Origin of the sequence: Methylobacterium indicum (assembly GCF_001043895.1) — a bacterium.
Taxonomy (GTDB): domain Bacteria; phylum Pseudomonadota; class Alphaproteobacteria; order Rhizobiales; family Beijerinckiaceae; genus Methylobacterium; species Methylobacterium indicum.
In genome coordinates this window covers 1-15,571 of sequence record NZ_JTHF01000204.1, presented here as the reverse complement: position 1 = coordinate 15,571, position 15,571 = coordinate 1, and the positions used below count along the sequence as shown (strand labels likewise).

12 protein-coding genes are annotated in these 15,571 nt (G+C 72.4%); 7 read left to right on the top strand and 5 right to left on the bottom strand.

Annotated elements, in window-relative coordinates; translation table 11 throughout:
* Positions 1 to 736 precede the first annotated feature (736 nt).
* The 3 genes from QR78_RS22735 to QR78_RS22725 all read right to left on the bottom strand — a co-directional run bounded on the left by QR78_RS22735 (position 737) and on the right by QR78_RS22725 (position 4,544).
* The gene (locus QR78_RS22735; protein ID WP_053221050.1) at positions 737 to 2,455 is read right to left on the bottom strand and encodes a sensor domain-containing diguanylate cyclase; all 1,719 of its coding nucleotides are present in this window, start codon (positions 2,453 to 2,455) and stop codon (positions 737 to 739) included.
* Positions 2,456 to 2,561: 106 nt separating this feature from the next.
* Entirely contained in the window at positions 2,562 to 2,804 is a 243-nt protein-coding gene (locus QR78_RS22730; RefSeq protein ID WP_048429860.1) for a hypothetical protein, read from the bottom strand.
* Between the two features lie 177 nt (positions 2,805 to 2,981).
* Positions 2,982 to 4,544: a tannase/feruloyl esterase family alpha/beta hydrolase gene (locus tag QR78_RS22725; RefSeq protein WP_053221049.1), complete on the bottom strand. Its 1,563-nt coding sequence runs from the start codon at positions 4,542 to 4,544 to the stop codon at positions 2,982 to 2,984.
* A 108-nt stretch (positions 4,545 to 4,652) separates the two neighbouring features.
* Between QR78_RS22725 and QR78_RS22720 the strand changes: the two genes are divergently transcribed.
* Positions 4,653 to 6,290 carry a GMC family oxidoreductase gene (locus tag QR78_RS22720; RefSeq protein WP_048429859.1) on the top strand — a complete coding sequence of 546 codons (1,638 nt, stop codon included), beginning with the start codon at positions 4,653 to 4,655 and terminating at the stop codon, positions 6,288 to 6,290.
* Between the two features lie 4 nt (positions 6,291 to 6,294).
* On the opposite strand, the gene QR78_RS22715 is transcribed toward QR78_RS22720, so the two are convergent.
* Positions 6,295 to 6,591, bottom strand: coding sequence for a ribbon-helix-helix domain-containing protein (locus QR78_RS22715; RefSeq protein ID WP_048429858.1), 297 nt, complete (start codon positions 6,589 to 6,591; stop codon positions 6,295 to 6,297).
* 208 nt (positions 6,592 to 6,799) lie between these two features.
* On the opposite strand from QR78_RS22715, the gene QR78_RS22710 reads away from it, so the two are divergent.
* The 3 genes from QR78_RS22710 (at position 6,800) to QR78_RS22700 (ending at position 8,999) form a co-directional block, all read left to right on the top strand.
* Positions 6,800 to 8,272, top strand: a complete 1,473-nt coding sequence (locus QR78_RS22710) for an amino acid permease (protein WP_048429857.1) — start codon at positions 6,800 to 6,802, stop codon at positions 8,270 to 8,272.
* Positions 8,273 to 8,351: 79 nt separating this feature from the next.
* A complete protein-coding gene (locus QR78_RS22705) occupies positions 8,352 to 8,750 on the top strand; it encodes a (R)-mandelonitrile lyase (RefSeq protein ID WP_048429856.1) in 399 nt (132 codons plus the stop codon).
* Between the two features lie 18 nt (positions 8,751 to 8,768).
* A complete protein-coding gene (locus QR78_RS22700; RefSeq protein WP_048429855.1) occupies positions 8,769 to 8,999 on the top strand; it encodes a tautomerase family protein in 231 nt (76 codons plus the stop codon).
* Between the two features lie 94 nt (positions 9,000 to 9,093).
* Here the strand turns inward: QR78_RS22700 and QR78_RS22695 are convergent, their stop codons facing one another.
* Complete coding sequence (locus QR78_RS22695; protein WP_048429854.1) at positions 9,094 to 9,615, bottom strand: phasin; 522 nt, start codon at positions 9,613 to 9,615, stop codon at positions 9,094 to 9,096.
* Positions 9,616 to 9,891: 276 nt separating this feature from the next.
* On the opposite strand from QR78_RS22695, the gene QR78_RS22690 reads away from it, so the two are divergent.
* From QR78_RS22690 to QR78_RS22680, 3 genes are all read left to right on the top strand, one after another.
* Complete coding sequence (locus QR78_RS22690; protein WP_048429853.1) at positions 9,892 to 13,221, top strand: ATP-binding protein; 3,330 nt, start codon at positions 9,892 to 9,894, stop codon at positions 13,219 to 13,221.
* 91 nt (positions 13,222 to 13,312) lie between these two features.
* Positions 13,313 to 14,659, top strand: a complete 1,347-nt coding sequence (locus tag QR78_RS22685) for an ABC transporter substrate-binding protein (RefSeq protein WP_048429852.1) — start codon at positions 13,313 to 13,315, stop codon at positions 14,657 to 14,659.
* Between the two features lie 284 nt (positions 14,660 to 14,943).
* Positions 14,944 to 15,571: MFS transporter (locus tag QR78_RS22680; RefSeq protein ID WP_048429851.1), on the top strand; the 628-nt coding region annotated here is incomplete at its 3' end.

Genomic DNA, 15,571 nt, shown 5'->3' with positions numbered 1-15,571 from the left:
TCTCCTCCCGTCGCCGGCGGCGTCGCATTCGCGCTCCCGCCCGCGGACCTGTCTGCCAAGCCGGCGGCGTTCGACGCAAGGGCGGGATGGGAGATGGCGCGCCTCCTGCACGGGACGAGAGCCGGAGGATCGAAGATCCCGCGCACGAGGATGATGCGACCGAATGAATAGCCCGGAGAGCCTGTTTGATCGATGCATCCCGTCGATCTGGCGCCAACATTGCCGCTTCCCTGCGTCATCCTGGGGCCGTGCAGCGGAACTCGGGATGACGATGGAGGGTTTTGTCTCGAATTTGGCAATCAACCAGCCTCTTGGAGACCGATTGACTGCTATCGTTGTTTTGCAAATTTTTTATAAGCACCGCGTCGTTCCGGAACCGCGCAGCGGAGCCCGGAACGACGATGAGGGTCTGAAGATCCCTTGTCTGATCGAGCAGGTTCTCGGAACAGGGGCACCCCCGCACGCTTCCCGGTCGCCCCTCCCGCACACGGAGGCGGGAAAGCCGGCACGATCGAACCGGTGAAACCGGCCTCGTCAGTGCAGGTAGCCGAGGAAGAACAGGATCAGGATGATCGGAATCGGAATGCCGATCAGCCAGAGCAATCCGCCTTTCATCATCGTCGCCTCCATCGCTCCATGATACTCACACGGAGTAACAACGAGACGATTCCCGCTCAGGTTCCGGTCACCGTTAGATCTTGCGGGAGAGGCCACGACCTGGCGCTCGGAGCTTTGCTCACGCGGCTCGCCCCACGCCGTCGGGCCCTGCCGCGACGCCGACCCGGTCGCGCCCGCGGGCCTTGGCGTCGTAGAGCGCCGCATCGGCGCGGGCGATCGCCGCGTGGATGTCGGGGTCGAGGCCCGAGACCATCGCGACGCCGATGCTGACCGTGACCCCGATGGTGCCGCCCGGATGGGTGATCGTCGTCTCGCGCACGGCCGCGCACAGGCGCTCGGCGATCAGCACCGATTCGGCGGCACCGAGGCCGACGAGCAGGACCACGAATTCCTCGCCGCCGAAGCGCGCGACGGTGTCGGAGCCGCGCACCGCCTCCGCCAGCAGGGCGCCGACATGGCGGATCACCGCGTCGCCGGCATCGTGGCCGTGCTCGTCGTTGACGCGCTTGAAGTGGTCGATGTCGATGACGAGCACCGCGGCGCCCCGGCCGCTGCGGCCGATGGCGAAGGCCTCCTCGGCCGGCACGACGAAGCCCCGGCGGTTGAGAAGGCCGGTCAGCATGTCGGTCCCGGCGACCTGGCGCAGGGCCTCGATCTGGCGCCGGTAGAAGGCTGCGACGCGCGTCGAGCGGTCGGTGGCGTCGCTGAGCTGCCGTTCGGCGGTGCCGATCCGCTGCAGGAGCGCGCGTAAGGACGCCGACAGCTCGCGAAATTCCCGGGCGTGGTCGAGATGCGGCAACGTCGTCGCGTCGGGCTCGCGGCCGATCCGGTCGGCCGCGGCGGTCATCTGGCGCAGCGGCGCGGCGATGCCGCGGCCGAGGCACCAGGCCAGGGCGACGCCGACGAGGGCCAGGGCGGCGCCGAGGCCGAGGAGCGGTCGGATCGATTGCTGCACCGGCGCGAGGATCTGGACTTGCGGGCGCGTCGCCACCACGATCCAGCCGAGGGCGGGATCGCCGCCCGCGATCTCGGTCCGCTCGCCCTTGGCCGCCGAGGCGAAACCCGCCCGCACCATCTCGCCGCCGAGATCGACCGAGAAGGTGCCGCTGCCGCGCTCAACCATGCCGCCGGTCAAGGCCGGGCCGAACGGTGCCGCCCCGAGATGGGGTCCGAGGAGCACGCGGCCGCGCCGGTCGAGAACCCAGAGCTCGGTACCGGGCGCGGCCGTCTCGATGAGGCGATTGCGGACCCGGCCCGCCCAGTCCCAGCTCAGGTGACCGCCCAGCACCCCGATGACCGCGCCCGCCGCATCGTGCACCGGGGCCGCGAGGTCGACGAGGCGCAGGGGCTCCGCGCCGGTGCGATGAAGCAGGCGGTTCAGCAGCACCGCCTCGTGCACGTCGCCGACAGTGGGCCGGATCAGGCCGACCTCGAACCAGGCGCGTCCGTTCAGCGCATCCCCCTCCAGCATCCCTTCGGTGCCGATCCGCACGCGCCCGTCCGCGGCCACGAAGCCGAGCCAGGCATAGTCCGGCGCCGTCGTCCGCATGGCGGCGAGGACGCCGCGGGCCGCCGAGGGGTCGGCGGTCCAGCGCTCGCGCAAGGGCGCGAGGCCGGCGACGACCTGGATCTCGCGGAAGCGCTCGCGCAGGGTGGCGTCGAGGCTCTCGGCCATGCCGGCGGCCAGGCGACCGAGGCGATCCTCGGCCAGCCGCACGGCGCTGCGCCGCTCGAGCCAGATCGCTCCGCCCACCGTCGCCCCCACGAGGGCGAGGCAGAGCAGCCCGACCAGGGCGGCGAGCTGATGCTCGAATCGCAGCCTGTTCCTGAACGACAAACGCGGGACCTCCACGACGGAGGTCCGTTCTCTCCGGTCCCTCGAAACGATCGGTGCAGCCGATCGTTCACATTTGAACGATCCCGCTCATTCGCCGGAGGAAAGGCTAGACCTCCACCGTCGGCAGACGGCCGCGGCTGTGCAGGCGCCGCTCCTGCGCGCCCCGTTCGGCGGCGTCGGTCAGCTGGGTGATCAGGGCGCCGGCGGCGCCGAGGGGGATGAGCAGGAACACCGTGCCGCCATCGGGCCCACTCACCTCGGCCGCCAGGGTATCGCCGCCGTCGATGGTGCTGACGGCGGTGATGCTGGTGATCGAGAGGACCCGGGGTCGTGCGTCGTCGGTCGTCATGTCCGCCACTCCTGCGGCACTCAATGCCACGAAAGCGGCCATCGCCAACGTCTAACATGTGATTGTTGAAGAAGCTCGTCGGCTCGCGCAGGATCTCGTCCTAAGCCGATTGGCCAAGCGAATCGCTCGCGAGCGAGCGGCCCGTCACGGTCTGCACCGGTCACGGCGCCGCGCCGATCACGGCGCCGCGCAGACGAGGCCCGCTCCTTCGGCGCGCGGGACCTCCGGATAGGCGCAGACCGGGAGCGACCACGCGATCGCCCCGCCGGCATCGTGCTTCGTCGCCACGAGCTCGCGCGGCGCCTCGCCGGCCTCGACCCAGCGCTCGAGCGCGGTCAGGGGATCGATCCCGGTATCGGCGATGCCCGGCCCCTCGGTGCCGATGCCGCAATGGTCCATGCCCGGCACCATGAACAGGCGCGCGGTGTCCTTGACCGCCGCGAGACCGTCCGCCTTTCCGGCGGTTCCCTTGGCGAGCGCCTCGTAGAAGGCGACGGTCATGAACGGCGTGACCAGGGAATCGCCCCAGCCGTGATAGATCAGGAGCTTGCCGCCGGCCTCGTGGAACGCCGAGAGGCCGGCGGCCGGGCGTGCCGTCGCGCTCGCCGGGTCGTAGGTGGCGGCGTTGTAGACCTGCGCCTGCGGTGCCAGCCGGGCCGGATCGGCGGAAAAATCGAAATCCGTGACCCGGTAGCCCGGCCCGGGCGAGGGCCAGAACGCCATGTAGCGCAGGAAGTCGGCGGCGAAGAGCGGCAGGATCGCCGGTGCGTTGCCCAGCCCCGTGAGCCAGCGCGGCCAATGCGCCTCCGAGCCGAGCGGGATGCCGCCCGGATAGAGCGCGCGGCCGGAGGCGTCGGTCGGGCCGGCATACCACTTCTCCAGCACCCCGACCTCGGCCTCGGTCAGGCAGGTGTCCGAGGTGGCGCCGGTGCAGCGGAGCGAGGACGGCTTGAAAGTGCAGTGCCGCGGATCGGCGACGAGACCGCCCATCTCCTTCGCCCCGCAGGCGGCGGCGACCGCCTCCGTCACGAGCCTGGCCCGCGGCGTCGTCAGGATCGGCTTGCCGTCCGGGCCGGTATTGGCCTTCGCCACCCAGGCGAAGCTCGTGGCGACGAGACCGGTATAGTCGAGGGCGGGCGCCCCGCTGATGATCCCGTCGAAGTCCTTGGGGTATCTCAGGGCCTCCATCGCCGCCATGCGGCCGCCGGTGGAGCAGCCGGCGAAGTAGGACTTTTGCTGCGGCCGGTCGTAGAAGGCCCGCACCAGCACCTTGCTGACCCGGGCGGTCTCGGTCACGGCGCGCTGGCCCCAATCCATCCGGGCGACGAGGTCGCCGGCGGCCCAGCGCCCGTCCGCCGAGCCGGTGCCCCAGTGGCCGCCATCCATGGTCGAGGCGGCGTAACCCCGGCGCAGGCCGTAATTCATCGCGTTGGTGAAGCCGGGCGCGTCCGACAGGAGGGTGCCGCAGAAGCCGCCGCAGCCCGTGCCGTAATACTTGCCGTTCCAGTTCTGCAGCGGCAGCCGCACCTCGAAGCTGGTCGCCGGCCGCACCGTGCCGAGCACCCGGCAATAGGCCGGCAGGTCGCCGGAGGCCGGGACCTCGGCGGCGGAATGGAGGTTCACCGCCTCGACCTTGAGGTTCGCCAGCGCCGCGCAGTCGCCGGCGAGTGCCGGGGCCGCCGTCAGGCCGCCGGCGATCCCGGTCAGGAGCCCCGCCACGATTCCGAAGCTGCGCCGCATCGATCCCTCCCCGCTTTTCGGGGAGCTTAGCGGCAACCTCTTGCGCCGTCGCCAGGGGAATGCGCTACACCGGCCGCCAGAAAACGAGAGATCAGGGCGGGACGCACGATGGCAGGCACCACGGCCGGCGGTGGTTTCGAGGATTTCGGCACGTACGACTACATCGTGGTCGGGGCGGGCTCGGCGGGCTGCGTGCTCGCCAACCGGCTGTCGGCCGATTCCCGTCGGCGGGTGCTGGTGCTGGAGGCGGGCGGGCGCGACAACTGGATCTGGTTCCACATCCCGGCGGGCTACCTCTTCGCCATCGGCAACAAGCGGGCGGACTGGCTGTTCACCACCCAGGACGAAGCCGGCCTGAACGGGCGCCGCCTCGCCTATCCGCGCGGCAAGGTCATCGGCGGCTCCTCGGCCATCAACGCGATGATCTACATGCGCGGCCAGGCCGCCGATTACGACGGCTGGCGCCAGCTCGGCCTGGAGGGCTGGGGCTGGGACGACGTGCTGCCCTACTTCCTCAAGCACGAGGACCACATCGCGCCGCCCAACAGCTTCCACCGCTCCGGCGGCGAGTGGCGGGTCGAGCCGCCGCGGATCCGCTGGGCGATCCTCGACGCGATCCGCGACGCGGCGGAGGCCGCCGGCATCCCGAAGATCCCGGACTTCAACACCGGCGACAACGAAGGCTCGTCCTATTTCCAGGTCAACCAGCGCCGGGGCCGGCGCTGGAGCGCCGCCCGCGGCTTCCTGAAACCCGCGCTGCACCGCCCGAACCTCCGGCTCGAGACCGGCATCCACGTCGAGCGGGTGGTGATCGAGGACGGCCGCGCCGTCGGGGTGGCGTTCGAGCGCGGCGGGCGGCGCTACCTCGCCCGGGCGAACGGCGAGGTGGTGCTGTCGGCTGGCGCCGTCGCGACCCCGAAGCTCCTCGAACTGTCGGGCATCGGCGACGGGACCCGGCTCCAGGGACTCGGGGTCGGGGTCGCGCATCACGCGCCCGGCGTCGGCGAGAACCTACAGGACCACCTGCAGATCCGGCCGGTCTACAAGGTGACGGGGGTGCCCACCCTCAACCTCACATACGCCAACCTGATCAAGCGCGGCTGGATGGGCGTCGAATACGCGCTGTTTCGCACCGGGCCGCTCACCATGGCGCCGAGCCAGGTCGGGGTGTTCACCCGCTCCTCGCCCGACTACGCCACGGCGAACCTCGAATACCACTTCCAGCCGCTCTCCCTCGACAAGTGGGGCGAGGGCCTGCACCGGTTCGGGGCGTTCACGGCGAGCGTCTGCAACCTGCGTCCGTCGAGCCGCGGCAGCGTGCATGCGGCAAGCCCCGACCCGCTGGCGCCCCCGGAGATCCGGCCCAACTACCTCTCGACCGAGGAGGACCGCCGGGTGGCGGTGGATTCGCTCAAGGTGACCCGCCGCATCGTCGCCCAGGCGCCGCTCGCCCGCTACCGGCCGGAGGAGCACCTGCCCGGCCCCTCGATCGCCAGCGACGCCGACCTGCTGAAGGCGGCGGGCGACCTCGGCACCACGATCTTCCATCCCGTCGGCACCGCCCGGATGGGGGCCGACCACGATGCCGGCGCCGTGCTCGATGCGCGCCTGCGGGTGCGCGGGGTGCGGTCTCTGAGGGTCGCCGACGCCTCGGCGATGCCGCGCATCACGTCCGGCAACACCAACTCGCCGACGATCATGCTGGCCGAGAAGGGCGCCGCGATGATCCTGGAGGATGCCGGGTGAGGCCCTACTCCGCGGCGATCAGCACCGGCGCCGCGGCCGGGCGCCCCTGGGACAGGTAGATCAGGCAGGAGCAGCGCAGCAGGGAGGCGAAGTTGCGCACCTCGCCATGGCGCTCCAGCACCTCGTCGTGCAACTTGGTGGCGAATTTGGCGACGCTGAGACCCTCCTGGCGGGCGATCTCCTCCAGGATGGTCCAGAACGCGGTCTCGAGGCGAAGCGACGTGCAGTGCCCGCCGATCCGCAGCGAGCGCGTCTCGTAGGCGTAGCGCTCCGGCGTCTGCTCGGCGAAGATCCGGCACATGGGGGCTCCTCCTGTCTCTGTTCCCCCGAGAGTAGGGAGGTGGAGGCCGGGTCGGCAAGCCGCCGATGCGTCGCGGACGAGACGATCGCGGAACTGCGATTCCCGGCGCGGCCCGTCGTCGGTTCGCCCGGCCTTCTTCACGATCTCGACAAGTGCAGCTTCCTCGCTGACGCTGCGTTGAGAACAAAACCCGAGCGGGAGGACACGGATGGCGCAGGAGAGCATGACGGAGGGGCTGATGCGCACGAAGCCCATCGACCGGCTGCGGCAGGACGCCGAGGGCAGCGGCCACGCCCTGGAACGGACCATCGGGCCGCTCAGCCTGATCGGGCTCGGCATCGGGGCGATCATCGGCGCCGGGCTTTTCTCGCTCACCGGCATCGCGGCGGCGGAGAATGCCGGCCCGGCGGTGGTGATCTCGTTCGCCATCGCGGCCATCGGCTGCGCGCTCGCCGGCATGTGCTACAGCGAGCTCGCCAGCATGATCCCGGTCTCGGGCAGCGCCTACACCTACGCCTACGCCACGATGGGCGAGTTCGTCGCCTGGATCATCGGCTGGGACCTCGTCCTCGAATACGCGGTCGGCGCCGCAACCGTCTCGGTCAGCTGGTCGAAATACGTCGCGACCCTGCTCCAGGACTGGGGCATCACGCTGCCGCCGCGGCTCCTGCACTCGCCGTTCGAGACCGTGCAGCTCGCCGACGGATCGAGCGTGCACGGCCTCGTCAACCTGCCGGCGGTGCTGATCCTGTGCCTGATCTCGCTGCTGCTGATGCGGGGCGTGCGCGAATCGACCCGGGTCAACAGCGTGATCGTCGTGGTCAAGGTCGCGGTGGTGCTCGCCGTGGTCGGCGTCGGCCTGTTCTACGTCAAGGCGCAGAACTACGTGCCGTTCATCCCCGAGAACACCGGCACCTTCGGCGAGTACGGCTGGAGCGGCATCATGCGGGCGGCCGGCGTGGTGTTCTTCGCCTATATCGGCTTCGACGCGGTCTCGACGGCGGCGCAGGAGGTGAAGAACCCGCAGCGCACGATGATGGTCGGCATCCTCGGCTCGCTCGCGGTCTGCACCGTGCTCTACATCGCCTTCGCGGCGGTGCTCACCGGCCTCGTCCCCTACGCCTCGATGAAGGGCGACGCGGCCCCGGTCGCGACCGCGATCAAGCAGACCCCGTTCCCCTGGCTCCAGACCCTGGTGACCCTCGGCGTCATCGCGGGCTTCACCACCGTGATGCTGGTGCTGCTCTACGGCCAGTCGCGGGTGTTCTACGCCATGGCGAACGACCGGCTGCTGCCGAAGTTCTTCGCGGCGATCCACCCGACCTGGCGCACGCCCTACCGCTCGAACCTGTTCTTCATGGTGTTCGCGGCCTTGCTCGGCGGCCTGACCCCGATCAGCACGCTCGGCCACATGACCAGCATCGGCACGCTGCTCGCCTTCATCATCGTGTGCGCGGGCGTCGTCATCATGCGGCGCACCCATCCGAACGAGCCGCGCGGCTACCGGGTGCCGCTGGTGCCTGTCGTGCCGGCGGCCGGCATCCTGGTCTGCCTCGCGATGATGCTCTCCCTCGACGGCGAGACCTGGCTGCGCCTGGTGGTCTGGCTGGCGATCGGTCTCGCGATCTATTTCGGCTACGGCCGGCGCCACAGCCGGGTCGGCCGCGACGCGGCGCGCTGATCCCCCTCCCCTGGCGGGGCGGGCCGGGAGCGCGCTAGATCCCGGTCCGAACGCCAGGGAAGCATCGCCAGGAGGGCACATGGAGATCAACCGGAGCGGGTCCCGTCCGTCGCAGGCGGGATCCGCGGAGTACTTCACCGGCCGGGTGCGGATCGACCCGCTGATGAGCCCGGGCGAGCCGGCCCGGGTCGCCGGCGCCCACGTCACCTTCGAGCCGGGGGCGCGCACGGCCTGGCACACCCATCCCCTCGGCCAGACGCTGATCGTCACCGCGGGCCTCGGCCTCGCCCAGACCGAGGGCGGCGCGATCGAGGAGATCCGCCCCGGCGACGTGGTGTGGTTCGAGCCCGGCGAGCGCCACTGGCACGGGGCGAGCGCGACGACCGGGATGAGCCACGTCGCCATCCAGGAGAAGCTCGACGGCAGTGCCGTGACCTGGCTCGAGCCGGTCACCGATGCCGAGTACGGCGCCCGTTAAACGAGGAGACCACGCTCCATGCCGCATATCATCGTCAAGCTCTATGCCGGCCGCAGCGACGAGCAGAAGCAGCGCATCGCCGACGAGGTCACGAAGGCGCTCATCACCGCCACCGGCTGTTCCGAGGGCTCGGTCTCGGTCGGCGTCGAGGATGTCGAGCCGAGCGCCTGGACCGCGACCGTCTACGAGCCGGACATCGTCGCCAAGGCCGACACGATCCTGAAGAAGCCCGGCTACGCCCCGGCCTGATCGGGGCCTCCGCCTGATAAAAAAAGCCGCGCTCCCGTGGGGAGCGCGGCCCGAACGTGCCGGGGCCCGCCGGAGCGGGCCCGTGCGCCCTGCCTTAGGACGCGGCGTCCTTGGCGGCGTTGGTGGCCTGGTCGGTGGCGCTGCGGGCCGCATCGGCGCCCTTCTGCATCGCCTGCCGGGCCTGGTCGGCGCTCTGCTGCATGGCCGAGCGGGCGTGCTCGGCCCCCTGCTGCATCGCCTGCTTGGCGTTCTCGGCGCTCTGCTGCATCGCGCTCTGGGCGATGCCGCCGAACTCGCGGGCCTGGTTCTGCATCGCGGCGAACTGGCTGCGCACGAACTCGGCCTGGTGCTGCATCGCCTCCTGGACGTCGCGCGAGCGGACGAGCTTCTGGGCGAGGTCGAACGCGGCGTTCACGTTCTGCTCGGCGAAGGAGAAGCCGCGGCTCGAGACGTCCTGCGCGTTGTTGCGCGCCATCTCGGCCGAGCCCTGGAGGGTGTCGGAGGTCTTGCGGGCCGCGCCGATGAACGAATCGAACGCCTTCCGGGCCTGCTCGACGCTCTTCTCCGCGAAGTCCCGCATCTCGGTCGGAATCTCGTAGTTCGGGGTCTGGGTCATGTTCGTCTCCTCGTTTTCTGATGCGGCCCTTGACGCGGCACGCTTGGAACCTTGCCGCAGCACGCTTGGGATCCGGCACGTATTGTGCACTGCACAATAGCACGCTTTGGGTGAAACGCCACCTTTCCGGGGTTCGTTAAGGTTGACGCCACGATAACGCAACGACTGCGCATTTCGTGCCGGTGCGGGACGATGCCAGTTGCGTTAAAGCGGAAGACGGTTTCGGTCCGGATCTCGCGTGGGTTCGGCGCGGCGCAGCGCGCCAAAGGAGAGGCAGTGGGTCGGGACGTGCTCTTCGAGACGACGATCGAGGCCCTGCGGGCCGATCCGGCCTTCGGTCAGCGAATCGCCGGCCCCGATCGCGCCTTCCTGCTGCTCGATCCGGGCGCCGAGCGGGTGCTCCACGCCTCCCCGGCGGCGGCCTCCCTGCGCGAGACGATCGCCGACGCGGAGGGCCGGATCGATCCGGCCCTCGACCTCGCACGGCAATTGCGCGGGGTGGCGAACCGGCCCGACGGCCCGGCGCAGCCGCGGCTCGCGCGCCTGCGCCTCGCCGCCGGCCGCCTCGCCCCGCCCCTGCTCTGCGCCTGCCTGCCGGCCGCCCTGCCCGACGGGACCACCGGCCTCGCCGTCGCGATCGTCGATCCGCTGCCGGCGCGGCGCGGACGCCGGGCGGCGACGCAGGAGCCCGCCGCGCCTGACGCTCCGATCCGGGAGGTCGCCGCGGCGCCGGTCCTGGCGCCCGCTCCCCCGCCCGAGGCTCCGGCATCGGATCTGCCGGCGCCCGCGGCCGACGCCGCCCCGGTGCAGCCGCGGCCCGCATCCGGTCCGGGCCTGCGCTTCCTGTGGCGCAGCGACGCCCGCGGCGTCGTGATCGAGGCGACCGGGCACCTGTCCGACACCGTCGGCGCCTCCCCGGTCGGCCAGAGCTGGGAGACGCTCCTCGCCGGGCCGGTCGAGGCCGAGGCGGATCTCGCCGACGCGCTCGCACAGCCGCGCACCTTCCGGGCCGTGCCGGTGCGCTGGCGCCTCGACGGAACCCGGCAGGCGGTGGCGGTCGACCTGTCGGGCGCGCCGCGGCTCGGCGCCGGCCGCAGCTTCGCGGGCTTCAGCGGCTTCGGCGTCATCCATCCCGAGCGGATCGTGCCGGCGGCCGACCGGCCCGAGCCGGCGGCGCCGAAGCCGCCGCGCCCGAGCCTGCGCGAGCGCGCCGCCGCGGTGATCGCCGTCGGCCGCCACGTGCCGGCCGCGGATGCGCCGCTCCCCGGCCCGGCCCGGCCCCGCCCGGTCGCGGCCCCCGATCCCGTGCCCGACGCCACTGGCGAGGCGCCCGACCTCGCCTCGATCGCCGGCGCCACGATGGCGGAATTCGCCGGCCTGATGGCGGTGCCGTTCGCGCAGCTCGGGATGAGCTGGGGTTTTGCCAGCAAGCCGTCCGTCCGGCCGGCGACCGCGGCAGCCGTGACCGCCCCCGCCTCGCCCGGGCCGGGCGCCCCGGTCGCGCTCTCCGGCGAGACGACGGATGCGCCGGTCGAGCCCGGCGCGGGGGACGCGACGCCTCCGGCCGCGCTTCTTCCGGAGGCGCCGACGCTCGAGATTCCCGCGGCGGGCACCGTCCAGGACATCGCCGGGGATGCGACCCTGCCGCAGGCCGGCCCGGCGCAGGCACCGCTCCCGGAGGAAAGCGCGTCCGACGCGGTGGCGGCGCAGGCCACTTCGGACGAGGACGCCGCGCGCCCTTCCACCGCGGCCGTGCCCGTCGAGGACCCACCGACGGCGGAGATGCCCGGCCGGGACGGCACCGAGCCCCTGCATCCTGCGGGAGAGAATCCCCCGCACGAGACGTCCGCGGGAGAGGACCCGGCCCAGGCGCCAGGGCAGGCTGCGACGGAGCAGGCTGCGACGGGCGAAGCATCGTCGGAGGACGAGGAGGCGCCGCATGCCGCCGCCCTCACCCTCAACGAACACGCGGCGTTCCGCGAGATCGCCCGGGCGCTCGGCGCCCGGTTCGGCGGCGACCAGGGCAGCCTCGGCGCCGGACCGGCGCCGCAAGGGCTGTCGGGCCGGGGAGCGGTGACGCCGTTCCGCGGCGCTCAGGCCCTCGCCCGCCTGCCCGAGCGCGGCACCGAGGCGGCGCTGGCGCGCCTCGTCGAGCGGCTGCCGGTCGGACTCCTGGTCCATCGCGGCGACGAGGTGCTGCTCGCCAACCGCCACCTCCTGGCGCTGGCGGATTACGACAGCCTCGAAGCCCTGGCGGCGGCCGGCGGCCCGTCCGCGATCTTTCGCGGCCGCGACCCGTCGGCGGCGGCGCCCGGTACCGGCGAGGGCGCCCCGACCGTCCTCGCGACCCGGGCCGGCGGCAGCGTGCCGGTCGGCGTCGCCGTCGCGGTGGTCGAGTGGGACGGGGCACCCGCCAGCGTCCTCACCATCCGGCGGCTGCCCGACCTGGACCCGGCCCAGTCCCTCGCGGCGGCGGAGGCCCATCTCGCCCACCGCGACGCGCATCTGCGCGAGACCACCGCGATCCTCGATGCGGTGACCGACGGCGTGGTGGTGCTCGACGACGAGGGTCGCATCGTCGGGATGAACCGGGGCGCGCGCGACCTGCTCGCCGTCGAGTCCCGCGAGGTCGCGGGCGAGCCGCTGCTCGGCCTGTTCGCGCCCGAGTGCCGGCCGGCGGCCCAGGCCGCCCTCCTGCGGGCGAGCGCGGGCCAGACCGCGACCACCGGCGAGGAGGTGATGGCGCGGGGGCCCGACGGCCCGCTGCCCGTCCTCCTCACCCTGGCGCCGGTGGCGACTGGGACGCAGCGCCGCGTCGCCGCCGTGCTGCGCGACGTCTCGGCGTTCCGGCGCACCGAGGCCGAGCTGGTCCGGGCCCGGCGCGAGGCCGAGCGCGCCAGCGCCCAGAAATCCGATTTCCTGGCCACGATCAGCCACGAGGTCCGCACGCCGCTCAACGCCATCATCGGCTTTGCCGAGGTGATGCTGGAGGAACAGTTCGGCCCCGTCGGCAGCGAGCGCTACCGGGACTACCTGCGCGACATCCGCGCCTCGGGCGAGCACGTCGTCAGCCTCGTCAACGACCTCCTCGACCTCGCCAAGATCGAGGCCGGGCATCTCGATCTCGCCTTCGCGGGGCTTCCCCTCAACGATCTCGTGGCGGCGTCCGTCGCCCTGATGCAGCCCCAGGCCGCCCGGCAGCGGGTGGTGATGCGCACGAGCTTCGCCGCCGGCCTGCCGGCGGTGCTGGCCGACCAGCGCTCCCTGCGCCAGGCGGTGCTCAACGTGATCTCGAACGCAGTCAAGTTCACCGATGCGGGCGGCCAGGTCATCGTCTCGACGGCGACGACCGACCGGGGCGGCGTGGCGCTCCGCGTGCGCGACACCGGGATCGGCATGAGCCCCGAGGAGGTCGAGGTCGCGCTCCAGCCCTTCCGCCAGGTCGCCACCGCCCAGACCCGCCGCGGCGGCGGCACGGGGTTGGGCCTGCCGCTCACCAAGGCCCTGGTCGAGGCCAACCGCGCCACCCTGCGGATCACCAGCCGCAAGGGCGAGGGCACCCTCGTCGAGCTGCTGTTCCCGGCCGGCCGCGTGCTCGACGCCTGACGGATCCGTCGGGCGGGCCACCCGCAGGTGGTCTATCGCCGGGCCGGCCCCGGGCGTAGGGTCGGGCGCGCCCCGATTCCAGGACCCGGCCATGCCGCCCCGCCCCGCCGCCATCGCCGTCCTCCTCGCCGTGCTGGCCGCCCTGCCGGGCCGGGCCGTCGCGGCCGAGGGCCTGCCGCTGACCGTGCTGACCGAACGCACCGGCCCGGCCGCCGCCGCGGGCACGCCCCTCGCCAACGGATTGTTCGATTACCTCACGATGCTCGGCCGGCGCGACGGCGGGGTCGGCGGCATCCCCCTCGCGGTCGAGGAATGCGAGACCGGGGGCGAGCCGGCGCGGGCGCTGTCCTGCTACGAGGCCGCGACCGCGCGGGGCAGCATCGCCCTCGTGCCGGCGAGCGCCGACGCGGCCCTGGCGCTGCTGCCGCGGCTGGCCGCCGACCGGATGCCCCTCGTCGCCGCGGGCTACGGCCCGGCCGTGATGGCCCGCGGCGACGTGCTTCCCTGGGCCTTCGCGCCGCCCGCCACGGTGTGGGACGGCCTCGCCGTCGCGCTGGCCCACCTCGCCCAGGACGGCAGCGAGGACAGCCCGCAGGGCCGCAGCCTCGCCTACCTGCACCGGGACAGCCCGGCCGGGCGCGAGCCGGTGGCGGTGATGCGGGCGCTCGCCGCGGAGGCCGGCCTCGCCTTCCGCGCCTACGCGCTGCCCGACAGCCCCGAGGCGGGCGGCACCGACCCGTGGCGCGCCGCCCGGGCGGCCGACCCCGACTACGTGATCCTCGACGCCACGGCGGGCCTCGGCGGCACGCCGCTGCGGGATGCCGCGGCGGCGGGCTTGCCGCTCAACCGGGTCGTCACGGTCGGCTGGACCGGCGAGGACGACCTGCTGCGCCCCGCCCCCGGCGCCCGCGACCTCACCGCCAAGGGCCTGCGCGTCGTCACCTGGCACGCGCCGGGCGACAGCTTCCCGGCCTTCGACCAGATCGACCTCCTGGTGGTCGATGCCGGCCTGTCGCAGACGCCCAAGGAGGAGACGCCCGGCCCGCTCTACAACCGCGGCGTCTATGCGGGAGTGATCCTGGCCGAGGGCATCCGCAACGCCCAACGCCTCTCCGGCCGCAAGCGGATAGACGGCACCGAGATGCGCCGCGGCCTCGAGACGATCGACCTCGATCCGGTGCGCTGGAAGGAGCTCGGCCTCGTCGGCTTCGCCCGGCGCCTGCGCCTCACCTGCGCCGACCACAGCGGCCACCGCCCGGCCACCATACAGGAATGGACCGGTGCCCGCTGGGTCCAGGTCGGCGACGAGATCCCGCCGCCGCAGGCGCAGCTGGCCCCGCATCTCGATGCCGCCGCGGCGGCCCATGCCGAGCGCGTCGCCGGCGAGACCGGCACCGCGAGCACGGCCGGCCGTCCAAGCTGCGCCGGAGCGCCGTGAGAGTTTTCGCAAGCATGCTGCATTGCGAAAAACTGTCCGACTGATTCCCCTCGGTTTCCGGCAATTCCGTTCCGCCATGATCCGTGGGCCGCAACATCGAGCGGCGACCGCATCGAGCGGCTTTATCCTTGGGGCATCCGGCCCGGGGGTGCCGAAAACATCGGATAGGTGCGCTGCGGGGCTGTACCCCGGCCCGGCATTCTCCTAGTGCGTTGCACGACGCGCGGGCCCGCGGCCCCGTCGCGCCGCCAGAATCCCACCTCCGGGAGGAGACCGAACCCGCGATGACATCCAGCGCCCAGAGCCGGCCCGCCGCCGACAGCCTCGCCTCGCCGAACCCGACCATCGCGGCCTACGACAACAAGGCCCGCATCAAGGCCATCATCGGCTCGTCGTCGGGCAACCTCGTCGAGTGGTACGATTTCTACGCCTACGCCTTCACGGCAATCTACTTCAAGGACGTGTTCTTCCCCGGCGCCGACCCGACGGTGCAGCTCATCAACACCGCGGCGGTGTTCGCCATCGGCTTCCTGATGCGGCCGATCGGCGGCTGGCTGTTCGGCCGCGTCGCCGACCGCTACGGCCGCAAGACCTCGATGCTGATCTCGGTCATGATGATGTGCGCCGGCTCGCTCGTCATCGCGATCCTGCCGACCTACGCCCAGATCGGCATCTTCGCGCCGATCCTGCTGCTCTTCGCCCGCATGGCGCAGGGCCTGTCGGTCGGCGGCGAGTACGGTACCTCGGCGACCTACATGAGCGAGGTGGCGCTGAAGGGGAAGCGCGGCTTCTACGGCTCGTTCCAGTACGTCACGCTGATCGGCGGCCAGCTCCTGGCCTCGCTCGTCGTGGTGCTGGTGACGCTCGGCCTCGACGACAAGGCGATGACCGCCTGGGGCTGGCGCATCCCGT

What these genes read in the sequence shown, in the direction of transcription:
- QR78_RS22720 (WP_048429859.1), top strand. Translation starts at nt 4,653, where the DNA reads ATGGCAGGCACCACGGCCGGCGGTGGTTTCGAGGATTTCGGCACGTAC.
- QR78_RS22685 (WP_048429852.1), top strand. Translation starts at nt 13,313, where the DNA reads ATGCCGCCCCGCCCCGCCGCCATCGCCGTCCTCCTCGCCGTGCTGGCC.
- QR78_RS22730 (WP_048429860.1), bottom strand. Translation starts at nt 2,804, where the DNA reads ATGACGACCGACGACGCACGACCCCGGGTCCTCTCGATCACCAGCATC.
- QR78_RS22710 (WP_048429857.1), top strand. Translation starts at nt 6,800, where the DNA reads ATGGCGCAGGAGAGCATGACGGAGGGGCTGATGCGCACGAAGCCCATC.
- QR78_RS22725 (WP_053221049.1), bottom strand. Translation starts at nt 4,544, where the DNA reads ATGCGGCGCAGCTTCGGAATCGTGGCGGGGCTCCTGACCGGGATCGCC.
- QR78_RS22705 (WP_048429856.1), top strand. Translation starts at nt 8,352, where the DNA reads ATGGAGATCAACCGGAGCGGGTCCCGTCCGTCGCAGGCGGGATCCGCG.
- QR78_RS22715 (WP_048429858.1), bottom strand. Translation starts at nt 6,591, where the DNA reads ATGTGCCGGATCTTCGCCGAGCAGACGCCGGAGCGCTACGCCTACGAG.
- QR78_RS22695 (WP_048429854.1), bottom strand. Translation starts at nt 9,615, where the DNA reads ATGACCCAGACCCCGAACTACGAGATTCCGACCGAGATGCGGGACTTC.
- QR78_RS22700 (WP_048429855.1), top strand. Translation starts at nt 8,769, where the DNA reads ATGCCGCATATCATCGTCAAGCTCTATGCCGGCCGCAGCGACGAGCAG.